Below are 18,938 nucleotides of genomic sequence, written 5' to 3'. Positions count from 1 at the left end.
TCACTCTCCGGGTTGCGGCACCCTCACGATAGCGGTCTCATCCTCAGGTGCAAGCTCCTCGAAATCGAAGTTGTCGAGCCTGCGCGCCCGTTTGCCCGCCTTGTCGGCGCTGATCTTGATCTCTTCGATGTCCTTGGCGGCCATGGCGAAATGCCGGTCCAGATTGCCGACCCGCGTGCCCAGCCGATCCACATCGGCGTAAAGCGCGTGCAATTCGCGGCGGATCGCACCCGCCTGCTCGCGCATCCGCGCATCTTTCAGGATCGCGCGCATGGTGTTCAGCGTGGCCATGCAGGTGGTGGGGGAGACGATCCAGACGCGCCGCTCGAACCCCTCGCGCACCAACTCGCCGAAATTGGCGTGAAGCTCGGCATAGACGGCTTCGGAGGGCAGGAACATCAGCGCGCCATCCGCCGTCTCGCCCTCCAGGATATAGCGGTCCGAGATGTCACGGATATGCTTGCGCACCGACAGACGAAAGGCCTGCGCCGCGCGCTGCACCTGTTCCGGCGTGTCCGCACGCCGCAGCGCCTCGTAGCCTTCCAGCGGGAATTTCGCATCGACGACGATGGGACCGGGCGGGTTGGGCAGGTGGATCAGACAATCCGCGCGCCGCCCGTTGCTCAGCGTCGCCTGCAAGGTATAGCTGTCCGACGGCAGCGCCTTTTGCACGATATCGTGCAGCTGAATTTCGCCAAACGCCCCGCGCGTCTGCTTGTTCGACAGGATGTCCTGCAAGGACAGCACGTCGCCCGACAGTTTGGTGATATTGGCCTGCGCCTTGTCGATGGCTTGCAGGCGTTCCTGCAATTCCCCAAGGCTATGCGCCGTGCGCCGGGCCGAGCCATGCAGCGTCTCGGCCATCTTGCCCTGCACCTCGGCCAAGCGCTGCTCCATCAGTTGCAGCATGGCGGTCTGGCTGTGGGCCTGCGCCTCGGACACGTGATGCAGCCCGCCGGCCAGCCGCTCCTGTCCATCGGCCAGCGCGTTCACCCGCTTGCCCATCATGTGCATCTGCTGCGCCATCGGGCCCAGCGCCCCCGCCGCCCGGCTGGCCCCGCGCACCGCCAGCAGCAACAGGATCAGCACCAAAGCGCCAAGCCCCAAAGCCGCCAGCGTCACCGGGTCATCCAGATGAAGCGTCAGGTCACCCAGCTGGATCATGTGCGCCCGAACAGCCGTTCGATATCGCTGAGTTTCAGCTCCACATAGGTGGGGCGGCCGTGGTTGCACTGGCCGGAATGCGGCGTCGCCTCCATCTCACGGAGCAGCGCGTTCATCTCTTCGGCGCGCATCCGGCGGCCCGAGCGGATAGAGCCATGACAGGCCACCCGGCTCAGGATCGCCTCGATTTTCTCCTGCACCAGCTGGCTTTCGCCAAGGTCGGACAGCTCGTCCAGAATGTCCTCGATCAGCTTTTTCGCGTTCACTTCTCCAAGGATCGCCGGGGTTTCACGGACGGCGACAGCCCCCCCGCCAAACGCCTCGACGGCAAAGCCCATGCGGGCCAGATCATCCGCCACCGACAGCAGCAGCGCGGCATCGTCCGGCGACAGGTCGATCACCTCGGGGATCAGCAAGGCCTGCGCCGCAACGCCATTCTCCGCCATTTGGCGTTTGAGTTTCTCATAGACCAGCCGCTCATGCGCGGCGTGCTGGTCAACGATGACGATGCCGGTCTCGGTCTGGGCGATGATGTAGTTCTCATGCACCTGCCCGCGCGCCGCACCCAAAGGCAGGCTCTCCCCGCCCCGGGCTTGACCCGGGGCCTCCACCTCGGGTTCCTCGACGACACGTCCCGAATAGGTATTGCCCAGATCGGCAAAGCCCGGCTGCGGGATCGGCGCCTGCGCCTGATAGGCGCTGCGCAGCGCGCCCATCGAGGGCCGGTCCATCTGGTAGACGCGCGGCTGCGCAGGCTCGGCCCGCATCGCGCCCAAAGTGTCGCTCGCCACGGTGGAGGACGCGCGATGCCCCGCCTCGGCCAGCGCATGGCGCAGGCCGGAAACGATCAGCCCGCGCACCACGCCGGGATCGCGAAAGCGCACCTCGGACTTGGCCGGGTGGACGTTCACGTCGACCTTGTGCGGATCGCAATCGACGAACAGCGCCACCGCCGGGTGACGGTCGCGCGACAGGAAGTCCTGATAGGCCCCGCGCAGCGCGCCGATCAGCATCTTGTCCCGCACCGGGCGGCCATTGACAAACAGGTGCTGCGCCACCGCCGTGCCGCGCGAATAGGTCGGCAGCGCCGCGTAGCCCGTCAGGCGAAAACCCTCGCGCTCGGCGTCGATGGCCAGCGCGTTTTCCACGAATTCCGCCCCCATGACGCGCGAAAGCCGTCCGCGCAGCGCGTCGAACAGGTCGCCCGTCTCGGGATCGACGCGGAACGTGACCCGGTCGCCGCCGCCCGACACGTCCCGCAGGGTGAACCCGACGGAGGGCTCGGCCATGGCCAGCCGCTTGATGACATCGCCGATGGCCTGCGTTTCCGACCGGTCCGTGCGCAGGAACTTCAGCCGCGCGGGCGTGGCGTAGAACAGATCGCGCAGCGTGACGACGGTGCCCGCGTTCAGCGCGCAGGGTTTGACGCCGCGCATCACCCCGCCCTCGACCGACAGCTCGGCGGCCTCATGCCCGCGCGCCCGGCTCTGGATCGTCAGACGGCCCACCGCGCCCAAGGACGGTAGCGCCTCCCCCCGGAAGCCAAAGGAATGGATGTTCAGCAGGTCGGTCCCGTCGATCTTGGACGTGGCGTGGCGCGACAGGGCCAGAGGCAGTTCGTCCGGTGTCATGCCACAGCCATCATCGGTCACGCGGATCAGCGTCTTGCCCCCATCCGCGATCTCGACCGTGACCCGCCGCGCGCCTGCATCCACGGCATTTTCGACGATTTCCTTCACCGCCGACGCGGGCCGTTCGACCACTTCGCCAGCGGCGATCCGGTTGATCGCGGCCTCGTCCAACTGCCGGATGATCGGGCGCATATTGGGGGTGTGACTGTTCATACCCCAAGACCTAGCAGAGCGCCCGTGATTCTGAAACGGGTCAGATCACGCGCCACGCAAACGGCATTGCAAATTACGAAAGCAAGATATGAACAAAAGTCGCATATCCAGTGTTCTATTATTAGCGTAACACTTCCATGACAGACATTGGAGACCTCAAATGCTCGTCCCGCTTATCATGTTCGAAACGATTTCCGCCACCTATGGCGAGGCTTTTGCCAAGATGTGGTTCAAGCCCGTCTCGGTCATCCACCGCTGACCGCCGCCGCATACCACGCGCGGATCGCCGCGCGTTCGTCCTCTTCGATGTAGGACAGGTTCGCGGGCGGCATGGCATGGCTCAGTCCGGCCTGAAGATAGATCGCCCGCGCATGTCTGGCGATCTCGGCCTCATTATCCAGCCGCACGCCCTTGGGCGCCCAGTGCAGTCCATCCCATGACGGCTCTGCCGCGTGGCACATCGAACAGCGCCCCATCACGATATCCGACACCTCGGTCCAACCCTCGGCCTGCGTGAACCGCAGCGCCGCGCCTGATGCCTCTTCCGGCGCGTCGTCGCGGAACAGCGGCGCGGTCGACAGCCACATCACGATCAGGAACAGCACAGCTGTCGCCAGCCACGTCCATGTGGGCGAGCCTTTGCGCGCGTGCATCGTGTTGAAATAGTGCCGGATCGTCACCCCCATCAAAAAGACCAGCGCGGCGATGATCCAGTTATACTCGCTCGCAAAGGCCAGCGGGTAGTGGTTCGACAGCATCAGGAACAGCACGGGCAGCGTCAGGTAGTTGTTGTGGGTGGACCGCTGCTTGGCGATCTTGCCGTATTTCGCATCCGGCTTGCGGCCCGCGATCAGGTCGGCCACGACCACCTTTTGGTTCGGGATGATTATCATCGCGACGTTGCCGCTCATGATCGTGGCGGTGAAGGCCCCCAGATGCAGCATCGCTGCGCGGCCCGAGAAGACCGACGTATAGAAATACGCCATCACCACCAGCACCGCGAACAGCGCCACCATCAGCCAAGTCTGGTTGGCGTTGACGAAGACCTTGCACAACTGGTCGTAGACCACCCAGCCCAGCCCCAGCGACAGAACGGAGATCGCGATGGCCTGCCATGTGGCAAGGTCCGCAACCGCCGGATCGATCAGGTAGAATTCTGCCCCGAAGTAATAGACCACCGTCAGCAGGGCAAAGCCGGAAATCCACGTCCAGTAGCTTTCCCATTTGAACCACACGAGGTCCGACGGCATCGACGACGGCGCAACAAGGTATTTCTGGATGTGATAGAAGCCGCCGCCATGCACCTGCCATTCCTCGCCATCCGCGCCGGATGCCAGATTGCGATCCCGGTGCAGGCCCAGATCCAGCGCGATGAAATAGAACGACGACCCGATCCACGCGATCGCGGTGATCACGTGCAGCCAGCGGATCGCGAATTCGACCCACGCGCCCATCGCGGCAAGATCATACATGGCGTACCTCCTGTTTTCAGTTTGCGTGCCACTCACCGCCCCGCGCCCCCACCCAACCCCCGATAGGGTCCAAACTCTGGGGGTTGGGTGGGGGCGCGGGGCGGTGGGCGGTCCTTGTCGAAATCCTATACGGGGCGCGATTTCAATGATAACCCTCATAATCCGTAGGGACTTTCAAAAAGACCGAAAAAGCGCGCATGGCCTATGTCAACAACATCCGCATGTTCGTGCGTGTCTACGAATTGGGCAGCATGAGCGCCGCCGCGCGGGATCAGCGCACCTCGCCCGCCGTCGCCTCCGCCCGGATTGCGGAACTGGAGCGGCATCTGGGTGTGCGGCTGTTCAACCGCACCACACGCGCCTTGCACCCTACCGAACATGGCCGCATGTTCTATGACGGGGCGCGTGGCATCCTCGATGCCATCGACGAGGCCGAGGGCACCGTGATGGAGGCCACGCAAAGCCCGCGCGGCACGATCTATGTGGCCGCGCCCTTGCATCTGGGCCGCCAGATCATCGCCCCCGCCGTGATCCGATTTCGCCAGATGTACCCGGATATCGACATCCGCCTGCGCCTGTCCGACCGGGTCGTGGACGTGACCGCCGAGGGGCTGGACCTTGCCTTTCACCTTGGTCCGCTGACCGACAGCGACCTCAAGGTCCGGATGATTGCGGATTGCCCGCGCCTGCTGGTGGCGGCGCCCGCCTATATCGAGGCGCGCGGCATGCCCGAGGGTGGTGCGGACCTGATCCGCCAACGCCATGCCTGCCTGAACCTGCGCTTTCCCGGCGCGCAGGAATTCCAGTGGACCTTGCAGACCGCAGACGGACCCCGCCGGTTCGAGATCACCGGCCCGCTGGAATGTGACGACGGCGATGTGCTGACCGGCTGGGCGCTGGCGGGGCTTGGCATCGTGCTGAAACCGCGCTTCGAGATCGCCGCGCATCTCACCTCGGGCGCGTTGGTGCCGGTCGCGACAAACGAACCGCCCTACCCCGCGCAACTGGCCTGCCTGTCCCCCTCGCGCAAGCATCGCGATCCAAAGGTGCGCCTGTTCGCCGATTACATGGTCGATACCTGCCGCGCGGCCCTGTCCGAAAACTGACCGGAACCAAACGCAGCGCCAAACATTCCACCTTTGGAATAACAAACGGAGCGCCTGCCATGTTCACACGCACAAGCCCATCGTCCGGCCCCGGCAAACCCGAAGTCACGGGGTTCTACGACTCTGACACCGGGTCGATCATGTATGTCGCCGCCTGTCCCGAGACGGGCAAGGCCGCGCTGATCGACGTGGTTCTGGATTTCGATCCGGCCTTTGCCCGCACCCGCACCGACAGCGCGCAAGAGGTGCTGGACTTCGTCCAGAGCAAAGGCCTGAGCGTAGAATGGGTGCTGGACACCCACCCCCATGCCGACCACATGATGGCCTCGGCTTGGCTGAAGGAACAGACCGGCGCGCCCAACGCCATCGGGGAAAAGACCCGCGAGATCGCCGAGCTGTGGCGCGACATCTACAATATGCCCGATGCGTTTGACGTGGATCGCGACTTTGACCACCTGTTCGCCGATGGCGACACCTTTCGCATCGGCGAGATGGACGTCACCGTGATGCTCTCACCCGGTCATACGCTGGGCTCGATCACCTATGTCGTGGGCGACGCGGCCTTTGTGCATGACACCTTCATGCATGTGGACACCGGCACCTCGCGCGCGGATTTCCCCGGCGGGTCCTCTGCCGATCTGTGGCAATCGTTGCAACGCATCCTGAAATTGCCCGACGACACCCGGCTGTTCATCGGTCACGACTATCCCCCCGTGGGCGACCGCCAAGACCCCGCATGGGAGGCCACCGTGGCCGAACATCGCGCCCACAATCCCCACATCGCGGGAAAATCCGAACAGCAGTTCCGCAAGCTGCGCGACGACCGCGACGCCACGCTCGGCCTGCCGGACCGGATGCTTTACGCGCTTCAGGTCAATCTGCGCGGCGGGCGTCTTGCGCCGACGCAGGGCGATGGCCACTCTTACTTCAAGATCCCTGCAAACAAGTTCTAAGGAGATACCAAGATGAAGACCGAGGAAGTGGGCCAAGCCCATCTGGAAACATGGACCGTCGACGAGGTTCAGGACGCCTTCAAGAAGAACGAGATCGTCCTGATCGACGTGCGCACGCCGCAGGAATACATGTTCGAACATATCCCCGGCGCGCTGCTGCTGCCGATGAGCTTCCTGCAATGCGCCTCGCTGCCCGGCCAGTCGGACAAGCGCATCGTCTTCCATTGCGGGTCGGGCATGCGCTCTGAAAAGGTCGCGCGCAAATGCATCGAGGAAGGCTTCGCCCGCATCGCCCATATGGAGGGCGGCTTTGGCGCGTGGAAAGGCGCGAAGAAGCCCTACATCGGCACCAACATGGCGACCGGCGCGCCGCAAATGGTCGACTGATCCAGCGCAAGGCATCCTGCCACAACCCGTGGCAGGATGGGCGACAGAAGGGAGACTGTCATGATCGAGATCACCGAACTGGGCGGCCCGGGCCGCTATCGCCTGCACCTGTCGGGCAAGATCCGCGACTATGATTACGAGGAAATCCTGATCCCGGCGCTGGACCGCGCCATCGAGGAACACGATCACATCCGCGCGCTGGTCGTGCTGGACGAGGACGTGGATTTCTCCATGGAGGCCCTGCTGGACGATGCCGAATTCGGCCTGCGCCACTGGCACGGATTCGAGCGCATCGCGGTTGTCGGCGGCCCGAAATGGATCGCCCGCACCGTGCGCGGCCTGTCGGTGCTGATGCCCTGCCCGGTCGCGACCTTCGGTGACGAGGACGAGGCCCGGCGCTGGCTGACCCTGTCGCTGGGCGCGGTTCACCAGACCGATCTGGGCAACGGCGCGCTGCACGTTGCCCTGCTGGGCAAGCTGGATCCCTCCGCCTTTGCCGGAGAGGCAGAGGACATGAACGCCTTCATCCGCCGCAATGACAGGTTCCGTCTGCTGGTCGACCTGCGGGAATTCGACGGCTGGCAAGGTCTGGGCGCGCTCTGGCAGCATCTCGGCATCGTGCGCGACCACTACCGACTGCTCGACCGGGTCGCCGTGGTGGGCGAATCGCGCTGGCACCGGCTCGCCCTGAGCGGGCTCGGGCGGCTCAGCGGGGCGGAGGCACGCTATTTCGACAGGGACGCCTTTGACGACGCCCGGACTTGGGTGACCACATGACGTAGGGCGGGGCTGTGCCCCGCCCGCCGTTCAGGAAATGCCTTCGGCCTTGATCTGGGCGTGCGCCTCGTCAAGGCTTTGCCATGCGCGCTCGATCAGCGTGTCGATCTCGGATTTCGAGATCACCAGCGGCGGCGAGATGATCATCCGGTCGCCGACATGGCGCATGATCAGGTTGTTGGCAAAGCACCGCTCGCGGGTGACGTAACCCACGGTCCCCGCCTCCGCCTTGAACGGCGCGCGCGATGCCTTGTCCGGCGTCAAGGCGATCGAGCCCATCATGCCCGCGATCTTCGCCTCGCCGACCATCGGATGATCGGTCAGGCTTTCGAATTTCTGTTTCAGATAGGGCGCCGTCTCCTCGCGCACGCGGTCCACGATACCCTCCTCTTCGAGAATCCGAAGGTTTTCCAGCGCCACGGCACAGGCCACCGGATGGCCGGAATAGGTGTAACCATGGTTGAACTCGGTCGCATCGATCACCGCTGCCACCTCGTCCGAGACGATGGACGCGCCAATCGGCTGGTAGCCGGAGGACAGGCCCTTGGCCACGGTCATGATATCCGGCTGGATATCCAGTGTCTGCGACCCGAACCACTGCCCCGTCCGGCCAAAGCCACAGATGACCTCGTCAGCGATCAGAAGGATGCCGTATTCCTTCACGATCCGTTTGATTTCAGGCCAGTAACTGTCGGGCGGCACGATCACCCCACCAGCGCCTTGGATGGGTTCCGCGATGAAGGCCGCGACCTTGTCGGGGCCGATTTCTTGAATGGCCTGCTCCAACTCGCGGGCGCGCATCAGCCCGAATTCCTCGGGCGTCATGTCGCCGCCCTCGGCCCACCAATGCGGCTGGCCAATATGATGGATGCCGGGGATCGGCAGGCCACCTTGGGCGTGGATGCCCTTCATCCCGCCAAGGCTACCCGACCCGACCGAGGACCCGTGATAGCCGTTCCAGCGCGAGATGATGACCTGCCGCTCGGGCTGGCCCTTTTCGTGCCAGTAGGTGCGCACCATCCGCAGGTTGGTGTCATTGGCCTCGGACCCGGAGCAGGCGAAAAAGACATGGTTCAGGTCACCCGGGGCCAGTTCGGCCAGCCGCGCGGCCAGGTTCAGGGACGGCACGTGAGTCGTCTGGAAGAACGTGTTGTAATAGGGCAGTTCTTGAATCTGAAGCGCGGCGGCATCGGCCAGTTCCCGGCGCCCGTAGCCGATGTTCACGCACCACAGCCCGGCCATGCCGTCGAGGATGCGGTTCCCGTCGCTATCGGTCAGCCAACAGCCCTCGGCGCGGGTGATCACGCGCGCGCCCTTTTTCGCAAGGTCGTCATTGGTGGAGAACGGGTGCATGTGGTGCGCGGCATCCATCGCCTGCAGTTCCGCGGTCGGCGAATTCGGTGTGAGAATCGTCATGATGTGCCTCCGATTGGGTCTGGGGCCAAATTTCTTCGAAGAAATTTGCAAGGCTCTTGCAAGAGCCTTGGTCGGCTGGTTCATCCGCAAGAATATGATCAAATTTTGCGAAGTCAATTGAGTCGGTAGAAGGGGCTCCGCCCCTCGCGCGTGCCGCGCTCACCCCGGGGTATTTCCCCCAAGAAGAAGCGCAAGCCCCGTCGGATCACAGGTTTTGCGCGATCAAGTCCATGCCCTGTGCAACGTCGCCCGCGATGGCGGCGGATGCGGCTTCGGTGTCGCCGGTTTCGAGCGCCGTCAGAAGATCCTTGTGCAAATCCGGCAGGTTACGCGTCCCCACCTGACCACAGACAATCCGCAAGGATGGTCCGAACCGGAGCCACAGACCTTCTACGAGGGATGTCAGAATCGGGGCCTGCGCCAGCGCATTGAGATGCGCGTGAAAGGCGTGGTTTTCCGCGAGATATCCGGTCACATCCCCGCGTGCGATGGCGCGGTCGAGACGCGCATCGATGGCGCGCAGCGCCGCGATGCCAACCTTGTCCGCATGGGTGGCCGCCCGCGCCGCGAGGCGCGGTTCCAGCGCCAGACGCGCTTCGGTGAGTTCCTCGACAGCCGCCGCGTCCAGCACCGGCACCATGATCCGGCGATTGCCCAAGGTCTGAAGCGCCCCCTCCGCCGTCAGGCGGCGCAGCGCCTCGCGAACCGGAGTCATCCCGGTGTTCAGACGTTCGGTCAGCCCCTGAATCGTGACCGGCTCACCGGGCGCCAAGGCCCCGAAGAGCACCGCATCGCGCAAGGCGCGATAGGTGCGCTCATGTGCTGGCAGCCCTGCGCCTGCGGGCGGTTCTGCCTGTGAATTCATCGCTTTGCCTCCCCCGGCGCGCTTGCCCTTTCGGGACCCCTTGCGCGTGGTCCTTATCAGTGAAAGCATCGCAAGAGTTGCACGATTTTGCAACTTATGATCAAAATCCGGGGACGGGGCGGCAAAGACCCCGCGACCAACGGGAGCCATGACATGACGTCAACCACGATCAAGACACTCACGCTGACCGCAACCCTTGCGGCGCTGGCCGGGATGGCCACCGCGCAGGAAGTGCGCGTCTATAACTGGTCCGACTACATCGACGAAGAGTTGCTGGCCAAGTTCGAATCCGAGACCGGCCTCAAGCTGGTCTACGACGTGTTCGACAGCAACGAGGTGCTGGAGACGAAGATGCTGGCCGGCGGCTCCGGCTATGATGTCGTGGTGCCCACCGGCACGTTCTTGCAGCGGCAAATTTCTGCGGGCGCTTTCCAGAAGCTGGACAAGTCCAAGCTGCCCAACATCGACAATATGTGGGACGTGATCGCCGACCGAACCGCGAAATACGACCCCGGCAACGAATACGCCATCAACTACATGTGGGGCACCACCGGCCTCGGCGTGAACGAGGCGAAGGTCAAGGAACTGCTGGGCGACGACGCGCCCGTGACCTCGTGGGACCTCGTTTTCAAGCCCGAGAACATGGAAAAGCTGGCGGAATGCGGCGTGATGTTCCTCGATGCCCCGGCCGAGATGATTCCCGCCGCGCTGAACTATATTGGCGAGGACCCGGACAGCCATGATCCGGACGTGATCGCCAAGGCCGAGGGCGTCTACATGCCCATCCGCGACCACATCCAGAAGTTCCACTCCTCCGAATACATCAATGCGCTTGCCAATGGCGAGATCTGCGTGGCCGTCGGCTGGTCCGGTGACATCCTGCAAGCGCGCGACCGTGCCGCCGAGGCGGATAACGGCGTCGAGATCAGCTATTACGCCCCCGACGAGGGCGCGCAGATGTGGTTCGACCAGATGGCCATTCCGGTGGATGCGCCGAACCCCGAGGGCGCGCATACCTTCCTGAACTTCATCATGGATGCGCAGAACATGGCGGCGGCGTCGAACTATGTCTATTACGCCAACGGCAACAAGGCCTCGCAGGAATTCCTGGCCGAGGACGTGATCGGTGATCCGGCGATCTACCCGTCGCAGGCGGCGCTGGACAACACGTTCACCACCACGCCCTACCCGCCCCGGGTGCAGCGCGTCGTGACCCGCCTGTGGACCAAGATCAAATCGGGCACCTGAGCCTATTGCAACACCCGCCCCGGGCTTGACCCGGGGCCTCCACCATGAGGTCCCGGGTCAAGCCCGGGACGGGACCAAGGAATGACATATGGCCGAACCCGTATTTGCCCCGTGGACCGACCCTGAGGCCAAGCCTCTTATCCAGTTTCGCAACGTCACCAAGCGGTTCGGCGATTTCACCGCCATCGATGACCTGACGCTGGACATTTACGAACGCGAGTTCTTTGCCCTTTTGGGCCCGTCCGGCTGTGGCAAGACCACGATGATGCGGATGCTTGCGGGCTTCGAGACCCCGACCGAGGGGCACATCCTGCTCAACGGCCAGCAGATCGACACCGTGCCGCCGAACAAGCGCGCGGTGAACATGATGTTCCAGAGCTACGCTCTATTCCCGCATCTGACGGTGTTCGACAATATCGCCTTTGGCCTGCGGCGCGAAGGCAAGGACAAGGATTTCATTCAGGCCCGCGTCGACGAGATGCTGCGCCTGACCCGCCTGTCGAAGTTTGCCAAGCGCAAGCCGCACCAGATTTCCGGTGGCCAGCGCCAGCGCGTAGCCTTGGCGCGGTCGCTGGCCAAGGCGCCGAAACTGTTGCTGCTCGACGAACCGCTCGGCGCGCTGGACAAGAAGCTGCGCGAGGAAACCCAGTTCGAGCTGATGGACATTCAGGAAAAGACTGGCACGACCTTCGTGATCGTCACCCACGATCAGGAAGAGGCGATGACCGTCGCCAGCCGCGTGGCGGTGATGGACGAGGGGCGCATCGTGCAGGTGGCCACGCCAGACGTGATCTACGAGGCGCCGAATTCGGTCTACGTGGCTGACTTCATCGGCGATGTGAACCTGATCCGTGGCGTGGCCAAAGCCCGCACGGCGGCACCGCAGGCCACCCCCGCCCCGAAGCCCGTGCCGGAACCGGCGACAGAGGCGGCGCAGCCCGCGCTCAATCGCGACCCGCGCCCCGAGCCCAACGCCATGGGCGCGTGGCTGCATGACAACCTGCTCAAACCGATCCTTGGCGAACGCCCCGAAGACGACGCGCCCAAGGCCCTTCCCGCGCCCTCGCCCGAGGAAACCGCCAAAGCCAAACCAGCCGCTGCGCCGGATATCCCCGAAGGAGGCCTGTCCATCGACTGGGTCGACGGTCAGCCCGCGCTGATCGCCGCCAATGGCGACGCGGCACTGGACGGCAAGAAGGTCGTTCTGGCGCTGCGCCCGGAAAAGCTGTCCATCGGCAAAGACCGCCCCGACGCGCCCAACGTGCTGCGCGGCAAGGTCATCGATATTGGCTATCTCGGCAATATCTCGACCTATCACGTCGAACTGACCGACGGCACGAAGGTCAAGGCGCAGGTCGCGAACACTCGCCGCATCTCGCGCCGCAACATCACGTGGGAGGATGACGTCTGGCTCGGCTTCACCGCAACCGCCGGGATCGTGCTGGAGGACGAGGCGTGACCGCGCGGCAAGCCCAACGCGCCCCGGGCTTGACCCGGGGCCTCCACGCCAAGCCCGACCATGAGGTCCCGGGTCAAGCCCGGGACGGGGGATCACATGCGTAGGTTCACCCTCATCGCCATCCCGTATCTCTGGCTTCTGGCGCTGTTCCTTGTGCCGTTCCTGATCGTGGTGAAGATCTCGCTGTCGGACGTGGCCATCGCGCGCCCGCCTTACATGCCACAGCTCGACCTCAGCGAAGGCTGGGCGGGGCTCAAGGCGTTCTTCTCGGAACTGGACTTCGAGAATTTCGCCTTCCTCACCACCGACGAGTTGTATTGGAAGTCCTACCTGTCGTCGCTGCGCATCGCGCTGATCTCGACCCTGCTGGCGCTGGTGATCGGCTATCCCATCGCCTACGGCATGGCCCGCGCACCGGACGAATGGCGCCCGACCCTGCTGATGCTGGTGATCCTGCCCTTCTGGACCAGCTTCCTGATCCGCGTCTATGCGTGGAAGGTGATCCTTGCGGGCGACGGGGTGCTGAACTCGGTGCTGGTGGCTACGGGCATCATCTCTGAGCCGCTGCAAATCCTGAACACCAATACTGCGGTGTTCATCGGCATCGTCTACACCTACCTGCCCTTCATGATCCTGCCGATCTATTCGGCGCTGGAAAAGATGGATGACAGCCTGCTGGAAGCCGCCGAAGACCTTGGCGCCTCGCGCCTCTCGGCCTTCTGGATGATCACCATCCCGCTCTCCAAGGGCGGGATCATCGCGGGCTGCTTCCTTGTCTTCATCCCCTCGGTCGGTGAATTCGTCATCCCCGAATTGCTGGGCGGATCGGGCACTCTGATGATCGGCCGGGTGCTGTGGCAGGAATTCTTCAACAACCTCGACTGGCCTCTGGCAAGCGCCGTGGCCGTGGTGCTGCTGGCGATCCTCGTGATCCCGATCATGATCTTCCAGCGCAGCGAAGACCGGGCAAGGGAGCGCGGCGAATGACCAGTTGCACACCCGCCCCGGGCTTGACCCGGGGCCTCCACCTCAGCCCCGCGAGGTCCGCATGAGACGCTTCAGCTGGTTCAACGCCACCGCGCTCAGCCTTGGCTTTGCGTTTCTCTACCTGCCGATGATCGTGCTGATCGTCTACAGTTTCAATGAAAGCCGCCTCGTCACCGTTTGGGCCGGGTTTTCGACCAAATGGTACGGCGAGCTCTTGCGCAACCAGGAATATCTCGACGCTGCTTGGGTGACGCTGAAGGTGGCGCTCATGTCCTCGACCATCGCGACCGTACTGGGCACGCTGGCCGCCTATGTGCTGGTGCGCGCGGGGCGGTTTTCCGGTCGCACGCTGTTTTCCGGCATGATCTACGCGCCGCTGGTGATGCCCGAAGTCATCACCGGCCTGTCTCTGCTGCTACTCTTCATCGGCATCGGGCTGGACCGGGGCGTGCTGACCATCGTGCTGGCGCATACGACCTTTGCCATGTGCTATGTCTCGGTCGTGGTCTCGTCGCGGCTGGCGACCTTTGACCGCTCGCTCGAAGAGGCGGCGCTGGACCTTGGCGCAACGCCCTTCGACAGCTTCCGCCTTGTCACCTTGCCGATCATCGCGCCTGCGGTGATCTCGGGCTGGCTACTGGCCTTTACCCTGTCGCTGGACGATCTGGTGATCGCCAGCTTTACCACCGGGCCGTCGGCCACCACCCTGCCGATCAAGATCTTCTCCGCCGTGCGTCTGGGCGTCTCGCCCGAAATCAACGCGCTGTCGACGATCATGATCGGGCTTGTGACCATCGGCGTGATCAGCGCCTCGCTGGCGACCAAGCGCGCCGCCGTTGCGCGTGCGCGCGACGAACAGGCCGCAGCGCGGACGTGAAGCGCATCTACGAGGACGCGGCCTACGCAGCCGATCCCGGCGCGTATTGGTCCGACACGCGCCCCGCGCAGGACTGGCCCCGGCTGAGCGATGATCTGAGCGTCGATGTGGCGGTCATCGGCGGCGGCTTCACCGGTTTGAACGCAGCGCTGGCCCTTGCCGAACAGGGCGTGCGCGTCGCCGTTTTCGAGGCAGAGCGCCCCGGTTGGGGCGCCTCGGGCCGCAATGGCGGGTTCTGCTGTCTGGGGGGCGCGAAACTGTCCGACGCGGCGCTGCGCCGCCGCTATGGTGCCGACGACGCGGGCCTTTGGCACGACGCGCAGGTCGCTGCGGTCGATCATGTCAGTGCGCTGCTGGATCGACATGCCATCGACGCCGACACCCACAGCGAGGGCGAGGTCATGCTGGCCCATTCCCCGCGCGCGCTGCGCCGCATGCGGGCCGGGCCGGGCGAGCGGATGTTGTCGCGCCGGGACCTTGCCGAGCAGGGGATGGGCGGCACTTGGCATGGCGGCCTCTGGTCGCCGGTGGGCTTCGCGCTGAACCCGCAGAAATACCATGACGGGCTGGCCCGTGCGGCGATCCAAGCCGGGGCGCAGCTTTTTGCCCGCAGCCCGGTCACCGGCCTGCACCGTGACGGCGCATGGACCCTGCAGGTCGGAGCGCAGAGTGTCCGCGCCGACACCGTCATTCTGGCCACCAACGGCTATTCCTCCGAGGATCTGCCGGATTGGCTGTCGGCCCGCTATCTGCCGGTGCAATCCAGCGTGATCGTCACGCGCCCCCTGACGGCGCAAGAGCAGCAGGCGCAGGGCTGGTGGTCGCACCAGATGGCCTATGACAGCCGCTTTCTGCTGCACTATTTCCGGCTCATGCCGGATGGGCGCTTTCTGTTCGGGATGCGCGGTGGCCTCGATGCGTCCGCGCGGGCTCGGCAGGCGATCAAGGCCGAGATCCGCCGCGACTTCGCCCGCCTCTTTCCGGCATGGGCGGATGTCAAGATCACCCATGACTGGGACGGGCTGGTCTGCCTGATGCGCGGGCTGGTGCCCTTTGTCGGGCAAGTGCCCGGTCATGCGGGCCTCTATGCGGCGATGGGGTTTCACGGCAATGGCGTGGCGATGGGGTCCTATGCGGGGGCACATGTGGCGGCGCAGATCACCGGGCGCGCTTCAGGGCCCGCCCCGGCCTTCCTGCGCAAGCCCCCCGCGCGCTTCCCGTTGGGCCGATTCCGGCGGGTGCTCCTGCGGCCCGCCTACATGGCTGCGTCGGTTTTTGATCTATGAAGTAGGATGGGTGATCACCCATCCTACCACTTGGCGGGCATCAAGGGGCGGGCGGTGCCCCGTTTCAGCCCCAACTGCCGTTCCCGCCAGATGATCATCAAGCCAGCCGTCATGACGATGGCAGAGCCGATCAGCACCATCACCGTCGGAATCTCGTCGAAGAAGGCCCATCCGATCGCGATGGCAAACAGGATCGAGGCATAGTCGAACGGCGCCAGCAGCGCCGCTTCCGCGTAGCGGTAGGACGAGGTCAGCAATATCTGTGCAACGCCCCCGATCAACCCCGCCGCGACCAAGCCCAGCAGGATCGGCGTGTCCGGCCAGACCCATCCGAACGGCGCGGTCAGCAGGGCGAAGAGGGTCGCGGTCAACGAGAAATAGAACACGATGGCCGAGGTTTCCTCGGTCCGGACCATGCGGCGAATGTGGATTTGCGCCAGCGCCCGAAAGACCGCCGACATCAGCACGAGGGCCACGCCCAGAGTGGCGGGGCCGGTGAGATCGTCGAAGCTCAGCCTTGGCCAGAGAACCACCGAAACGCCGACCAGCCCCATCACAACCGCGCTGATGCGGAACAGGCGGATGCGTTCCCCCAACAGGATCGCGGCAAAGATCACCGTCAGCAGCGGCGCGGCATAGCCAAGCGCCGTGACCTCGGGCAGCGGCAGCAGGCCCAGCGCGCCAAAGCCGCAGCCCATGGCCGAAACGCCGATCAGCCCGCGCCACAGATGGCCCATCGGGTGGCGGGTCCTGAACCCTGTCGACAGATCCCCCCGCATCGCCAGCCAGACCACGATCACCGGCATGGCGAAGAACGACCGAAAAAAGACCGCCTCGCCGGTCGGCACATGCGCCACACCGGCTTTCACCAGCGCGGCCATGGCAGAGAACAGGGTAATGGCGCCCAATTTCAGGGCGATGCCGCGCAGGGGGGACATGGGGGCTCCTCGGGATTGCAGGCAAAGTGGCCTGTGTCGGCGGCAAGGTCAATGGCGCGCCGGTGGCCGGGGCGGAGGGGGCTCTGCCCCCGCTCCTGCGGAGCCCCCCGCGGTATTTTCGGCCAGAAGAAACGCAAGTGGCGCGGACCCTCATGCGGGCATGCGCAACAGATCGTAGACCGGGGCTTTGCCCCGGCACCCCTTAGGTGGTTTCCAGACAGTGGCGCCGGAAGGCGCGCTTGAGCATGTCCAGCTCGGCCCGCAACAAGTCGACCTCGGCGCGAATATCTTCTCCGAGGGCTTCACCCGCCATGAGGGTAAAGCTTTCCAGCACCACATCCGCGTTGGCATCGGTAATCAGGAAGGTCTGGACCCCGTCACTCAGCGCCTCGCGCGGGACCGGGATTTCGACGGCGTAGCGCCCCGCCTGCGCGGTTTCGGCCACGGTCACGCCCTTGACCGGCATGTCCCGCAGGGTCACGAGGATCTCGGGCGGGGCGGCGTTGGCCTCTTTGGCCACCAGCAGGCCGGTCCATATGCCTTCGCGAAACTGCGTCTTGGTCAAAGTATAGGCGCTCATCGCGGTCCCTTTCTACAATTCCGCCCGCTTGCGCCGGCTGAAGGTCAGATCCCGCAGGATCACCTGATTCATCTGCGGCCCCTCAAAGATCAGGTCCAGCCACATCTTTTCCACCCGCTTCTCGTTGAGCTTGGTGTAGGCCAGATCGAATTCCACCGTGATCTCTTCGTCATGCAGGGGCAATTCGCGCACGATTTGTTCGGTGTTCGGGCCGTGCTTGATGTTCAGGCGGGCAAAGATTTCCAGCCGTTTTTCCATCTCGACAATGGTATCGACCTTGATCAGATGCTTGCGTTTCAACCCTTGGGCCGCCTCTTCGGGTAGGTCGATGGCGAGCGACAAGTACGACCCGTCGAACTTGAACACATCGAGGCGCAGGCCATAGGCGGCAAGGTCGGCTTCGCGCATGTTGCGGATCTGGCGCAGGGTCAGCTCGGAATGGGCGCAATCGTGGAACAGCGTCGCCTCGTCGCCCAGCATCGACTTCGATTGCACCGACGAGATTCCGGGCACGGACAAGGGACCGCACCACAGCTCGGGCCGCCACGCCCAGTCGGCATCGGCCGGGCGCGGAAAGCTTTGGTTGCCGATCAGGGGCAGTGCAAGACGCGACTCCGCCACGAAGATCAGCCGGTCGAGATGGGTCTTCAGGCGACGCGCCTTGCTGCGCTGCTTGCGCAGGTCCGGGAGGTCAGTCGTTTCCGCCGACGCCGCAGCGCGCGCCCAGCGCCGCTCTGCCGCCACTTGCGAAATCCGGTCGAGCCAGCCTTGCCCATCGCCTGCCATCTTGTGCCTCGCCTTGCTGTCACCCGCAAACGCACGAGTTTCGATATCGGAAACTATTACCGCGAGTCTTAACGTTTGAACAACCCGGCGAGAAGCCCCTTGGATTTTGCATTTTGTGCTAGCGGCGCATCGGGCCGCGCGGATTGTGCAACGATGAGGGCCTTTGTCGCGGCGAGGAAGGCCGCGCCTTCGGCATCGGCATAGCTGCTGCCCCGGGGGGCATACAGCGCCAGCCCCACGAGTCGCCCGTTCAGGGCGAATGCTCCGCGCCATTGGCGCGGATCGCGGCTGTCGGCCAACGCGTCCCCGCCGCCCTCGACCTGTGCAAGCACCAAGCCGTCTCGGGTCTGTTCGGTCACGAGGCGCGCCCCCGTCGTCCGGGCGATGTCAGCGGCGCGCGGCACATCGTTGGACGACCCGCGCGGCCCTATGGTGACAGACACCATGATCGCAGGCACCTGCGGACCCAACCGGCCACCGGACAGAATATTGCACGAGGCGATCAGGGCAAAACCGCGTTCCGACCGGTTCTGGATCGTCTTGGGGTCAAGGCAATAGCCCTCCGGTCCGCTGACCACCACGTCGCCCCCGGCAAAATGCACCTTGGACAGTGGCTTGGGGGCCGACTTAGCAGCAAGGGCGGGCACAAGGCTGGCGCGGCGGTCTGCCGCCGGATTGTCGTCGGACAAGGTCGACTGGCAGCCCGACAGGCTGCTTGCGATCAACCCGATCGCCAAACCCGCACCTGATAGCTTGCGCATTGTCCCGCCTCCCCGATCCGGCATAGCGAAGC

18 protein-coding genes are annotated in these 18,938 nt (G+C 64.5%); 9 read left to right on the top strand and 9 right to left on the bottom strand.

Annotation, left to right across the window (positions count from 1 at the left end; all coding sequences use genetic code 11):
• The 3 genes from D8Z78_RS17175 to D8Z78_RS17165 all read right to left on the bottom strand — a co-directional run bounded on the left by D8Z78_RS17175 (window position 1) and on the right by D8Z78_RS17165 (window position 4,480).
• Window positions 1-1,164: a DNA recombination protein RmuC gene (locus tag D8Z78_RS17175; RefSeq protein WP_121634010.1), complete on the bottom strand. Its 1,164-nt coding sequence runs from the start codon at window positions 1,162-1,164 to the stop codon at window positions 1-3.
• On the bottom strand, window positions 1,161-3,008 hold the full coding sequence (gene mutL, locus D8Z78_RS17170) for a DNA mismatch repair endonuclease MutL (RefSeq protein ID WP_121634008.1): 1,848 nt from the start codon (window positions 3,006-3,008) through the stop codon (window positions 1,161-1,163). Before mutL ends, D8Z78_RS17175 begins: the two co-directional genes overlap by 4 nt.
• 245 nt (window positions 3,009-3,253) lie before the next feature.
• On the bottom strand, window positions 3,254-4,480 hold the full coding sequence (locus D8Z78_RS17165) for a urate hydroxylase PuuD (protein ID WP_121634006.1): 1,227 nt from the start codon (window positions 4,478-4,480) through the stop codon (window positions 3,254-3,256).
• Between the two features lie 197 nt (window positions 4,481-4,677).
• Between D8Z78_RS17165 and D8Z78_RS17160 the strand changes: the two genes are divergently transcribed.
• Genes D8Z78_RS17160 through D8Z78_RS17145 form a run of 4 tightly spaced genes read left to right on the top strand, consistent with a single transcriptional unit; the run spans window position 4,678 to window position 7,703 of the window.
• Entirely contained in the window at window positions 4,678-5,586 is a 909-nt protein-coding gene (locus tag D8Z78_RS17160) for a LysR family transcriptional regulator (RefSeq protein ID WP_121633247.1), read from the top strand.
• 59 nt (window positions 5,587-5,645) lie between these two features.
• Window positions 5,646-6,539, top strand: a complete 894-nt coding sequence (locus D8Z78_RS17155) for an MBL fold metallo-hydrolase (protein ID WP_121633245.1) — start codon at window positions 5,646-5,648, stop codon at window positions 6,537-6,539.
• Between the two features lie 12 nt (window positions 6,540-6,551).
• On the top strand, window positions 6,552-6,926 hold the full coding sequence (locus tag D8Z78_RS17150) for a rhodanese-like domain-containing protein (protein WP_121633243.1): 375 nt from the start codon (window positions 6,552-6,554) through the stop codon (window positions 6,924-6,926).
• A 60-nt stretch (window positions 6,927-6,986) separates the two neighbouring features.
• Window positions 6,987-7,703, top strand: a complete 717-nt coding sequence (locus D8Z78_RS17145) for a SpoIIAA family protein (RefSeq protein WP_164932995.1) — start codon at window positions 6,987-6,989, stop codon at window positions 7,701-7,703.
• A 30-nt stretch (window positions 7,704-7,733) separates the two neighbouring features.
• On the opposite strand, the gene D8Z78_RS17140 is transcribed toward D8Z78_RS17145, so the two are convergent.
• Both D8Z78_RS17140 and D8Z78_RS17135 read right to left on the bottom strand, forming a co-directional pair.
• Window positions 7,734-9,119 (bottom strand): aspartate aminotransferase family protein, encoded by a 1,386-nt coding sequence (locus D8Z78_RS17140; RefSeq protein WP_121633239.1) that lies wholly within the window; start codon window positions 9,117-9,119, stop codon window positions 7,734-7,736.
• Between the two features lie 205 nt (window positions 9,120-9,324).
• Complete coding sequence (locus D8Z78_RS17135) at window positions 9,325-9,984, bottom strand: GntR family transcriptional regulator (RefSeq protein WP_121633236.1); 660 nt, start codon at window positions 9,982-9,984, stop codon at window positions 9,325-9,327.
• 153 nt (window positions 9,985-10,137) lie between these two features.
• On the opposite strand from D8Z78_RS17135, the gene D8Z78_RS17130 reads away from it, so the two are divergent.
• From D8Z78_RS17130 to D8Z78_RS17110, 5 genes are all read left to right on the top strand, one after another.
• Window positions 10,138-11,232, top strand: coding sequence for a polyamine ABC transporter substrate-binding protein (locus D8Z78_RS17130; protein WP_121633254.1), 1,095 nt, complete (start codon window positions 10,138-10,140; stop codon window positions 11,230-11,232).
• A gap of 88 nt (window positions 11,233-11,320) precedes the next feature.
• On the top strand, window positions 11,321-12,691 hold the full coding sequence (locus D8Z78_RS17125; RefSeq protein WP_121633234.1) for an ABC transporter ATP-binding protein: 1,371 nt from the start codon (window positions 11,321-11,323) through the stop codon (window positions 12,689-12,691).
• Between the two features lie 96 nt (window positions 12,692-12,787).
• On the top strand, window positions 12,788-13,678 hold the full coding sequence (locus D8Z78_RS17120) for an ABC transporter permease subunit (RefSeq protein ID WP_121633232.1): 891 nt from the start codon (window positions 12,788-12,790) through the stop codon (window positions 13,676-13,678).
• Window positions 13,679-13,739: 61 nt separating this feature from the next.
• The gene (locus D8Z78_RS17115) at window positions 13,740-14,555 is read left to right on the top strand and encodes an ABC transporter permease (RefSeq protein WP_121633230.1); all 816 of its coding nucleotides are present in this window, start codon (window positions 13,740-13,742) and stop codon (window positions 14,553-14,555) included.
• Window positions 14,552-15,841 carry an NAD(P)/FAD-dependent oxidoreductase gene (locus D8Z78_RS17110; RefSeq protein ID WP_121633228.1) on the top strand — a complete coding sequence of 430 codons (1,290 nt, stop codon included), beginning with the start codon at window positions 14,552-14,554 and terminating at the stop codon, window positions 15,839-15,841. The genes D8Z78_RS17115 and D8Z78_RS17110 overlap by 4 nt, the downstream gene beginning before the upstream one ends.
• Before the next feature lie 23 nt (window positions 15,842-15,864).
• Here the strand turns inward: D8Z78_RS17110 and D8Z78_RS17105 are convergent, their stop codons facing one another.
• From D8Z78_RS17105 to D8Z78_RS17090, 4 genes are all read right to left on the bottom strand, one after another.
• Window positions 15,865-16,779 (bottom strand): DMT family transporter, encoded by a 915-nt coding sequence (locus D8Z78_RS17105; protein ID WP_121633225.1) that lies wholly within the window; start codon window positions 16,777-16,779, stop codon window positions 15,865-15,867.
• Window positions 16,780-16,981: 202 nt separating this feature from the next.
• Window positions 16,982-17,359, bottom strand: a complete 378-nt coding sequence (locus tag D8Z78_RS17100; RefSeq protein WP_121633223.1) for a hypothetical protein — start codon at window positions 17,357-17,359, stop codon at window positions 16,982-16,984.
• 12 nt (window positions 17,360-17,371) lie between these two features.
• On the bottom strand, window positions 17,372-18,145 hold the full coding sequence (locus D8Z78_RS17095) for a DUF6478 family protein (RefSeq protein ID WP_121633221.1): 774 nt from the start codon (window positions 18,143-18,145) through the stop codon (window positions 17,372-17,374).
• Window positions 18,146-18,213: 68 nt separating this feature from the next.
• Window positions 18,214-18,906 carry a dihydroxy-acid dehydratase gene (locus tag D8Z78_RS17090; protein WP_121633219.1) on the bottom strand — a complete coding sequence of 231 codons (693 nt, stop codon included), beginning with the start codon at window positions 18,904-18,906 and terminating at the stop codon, window positions 18,214-18,216.
• Window positions 18,907-18,938 lie beyond the last annotated feature (32 nt).

This window comes from Tropicibacter alexandrii (assembly GCF_003667315.2).
In the GTDB taxonomy this organism is placed as follows: domain Bacteria; phylum Pseudomonadota; class Alphaproteobacteria; order Rhodobacterales; family Rhodobacteraceae; genus Tropicibacter; species Tropicibacter alexandrii.
This window is presented reverse-complemented; position numbering and strand designations above follow the sequence as displayed.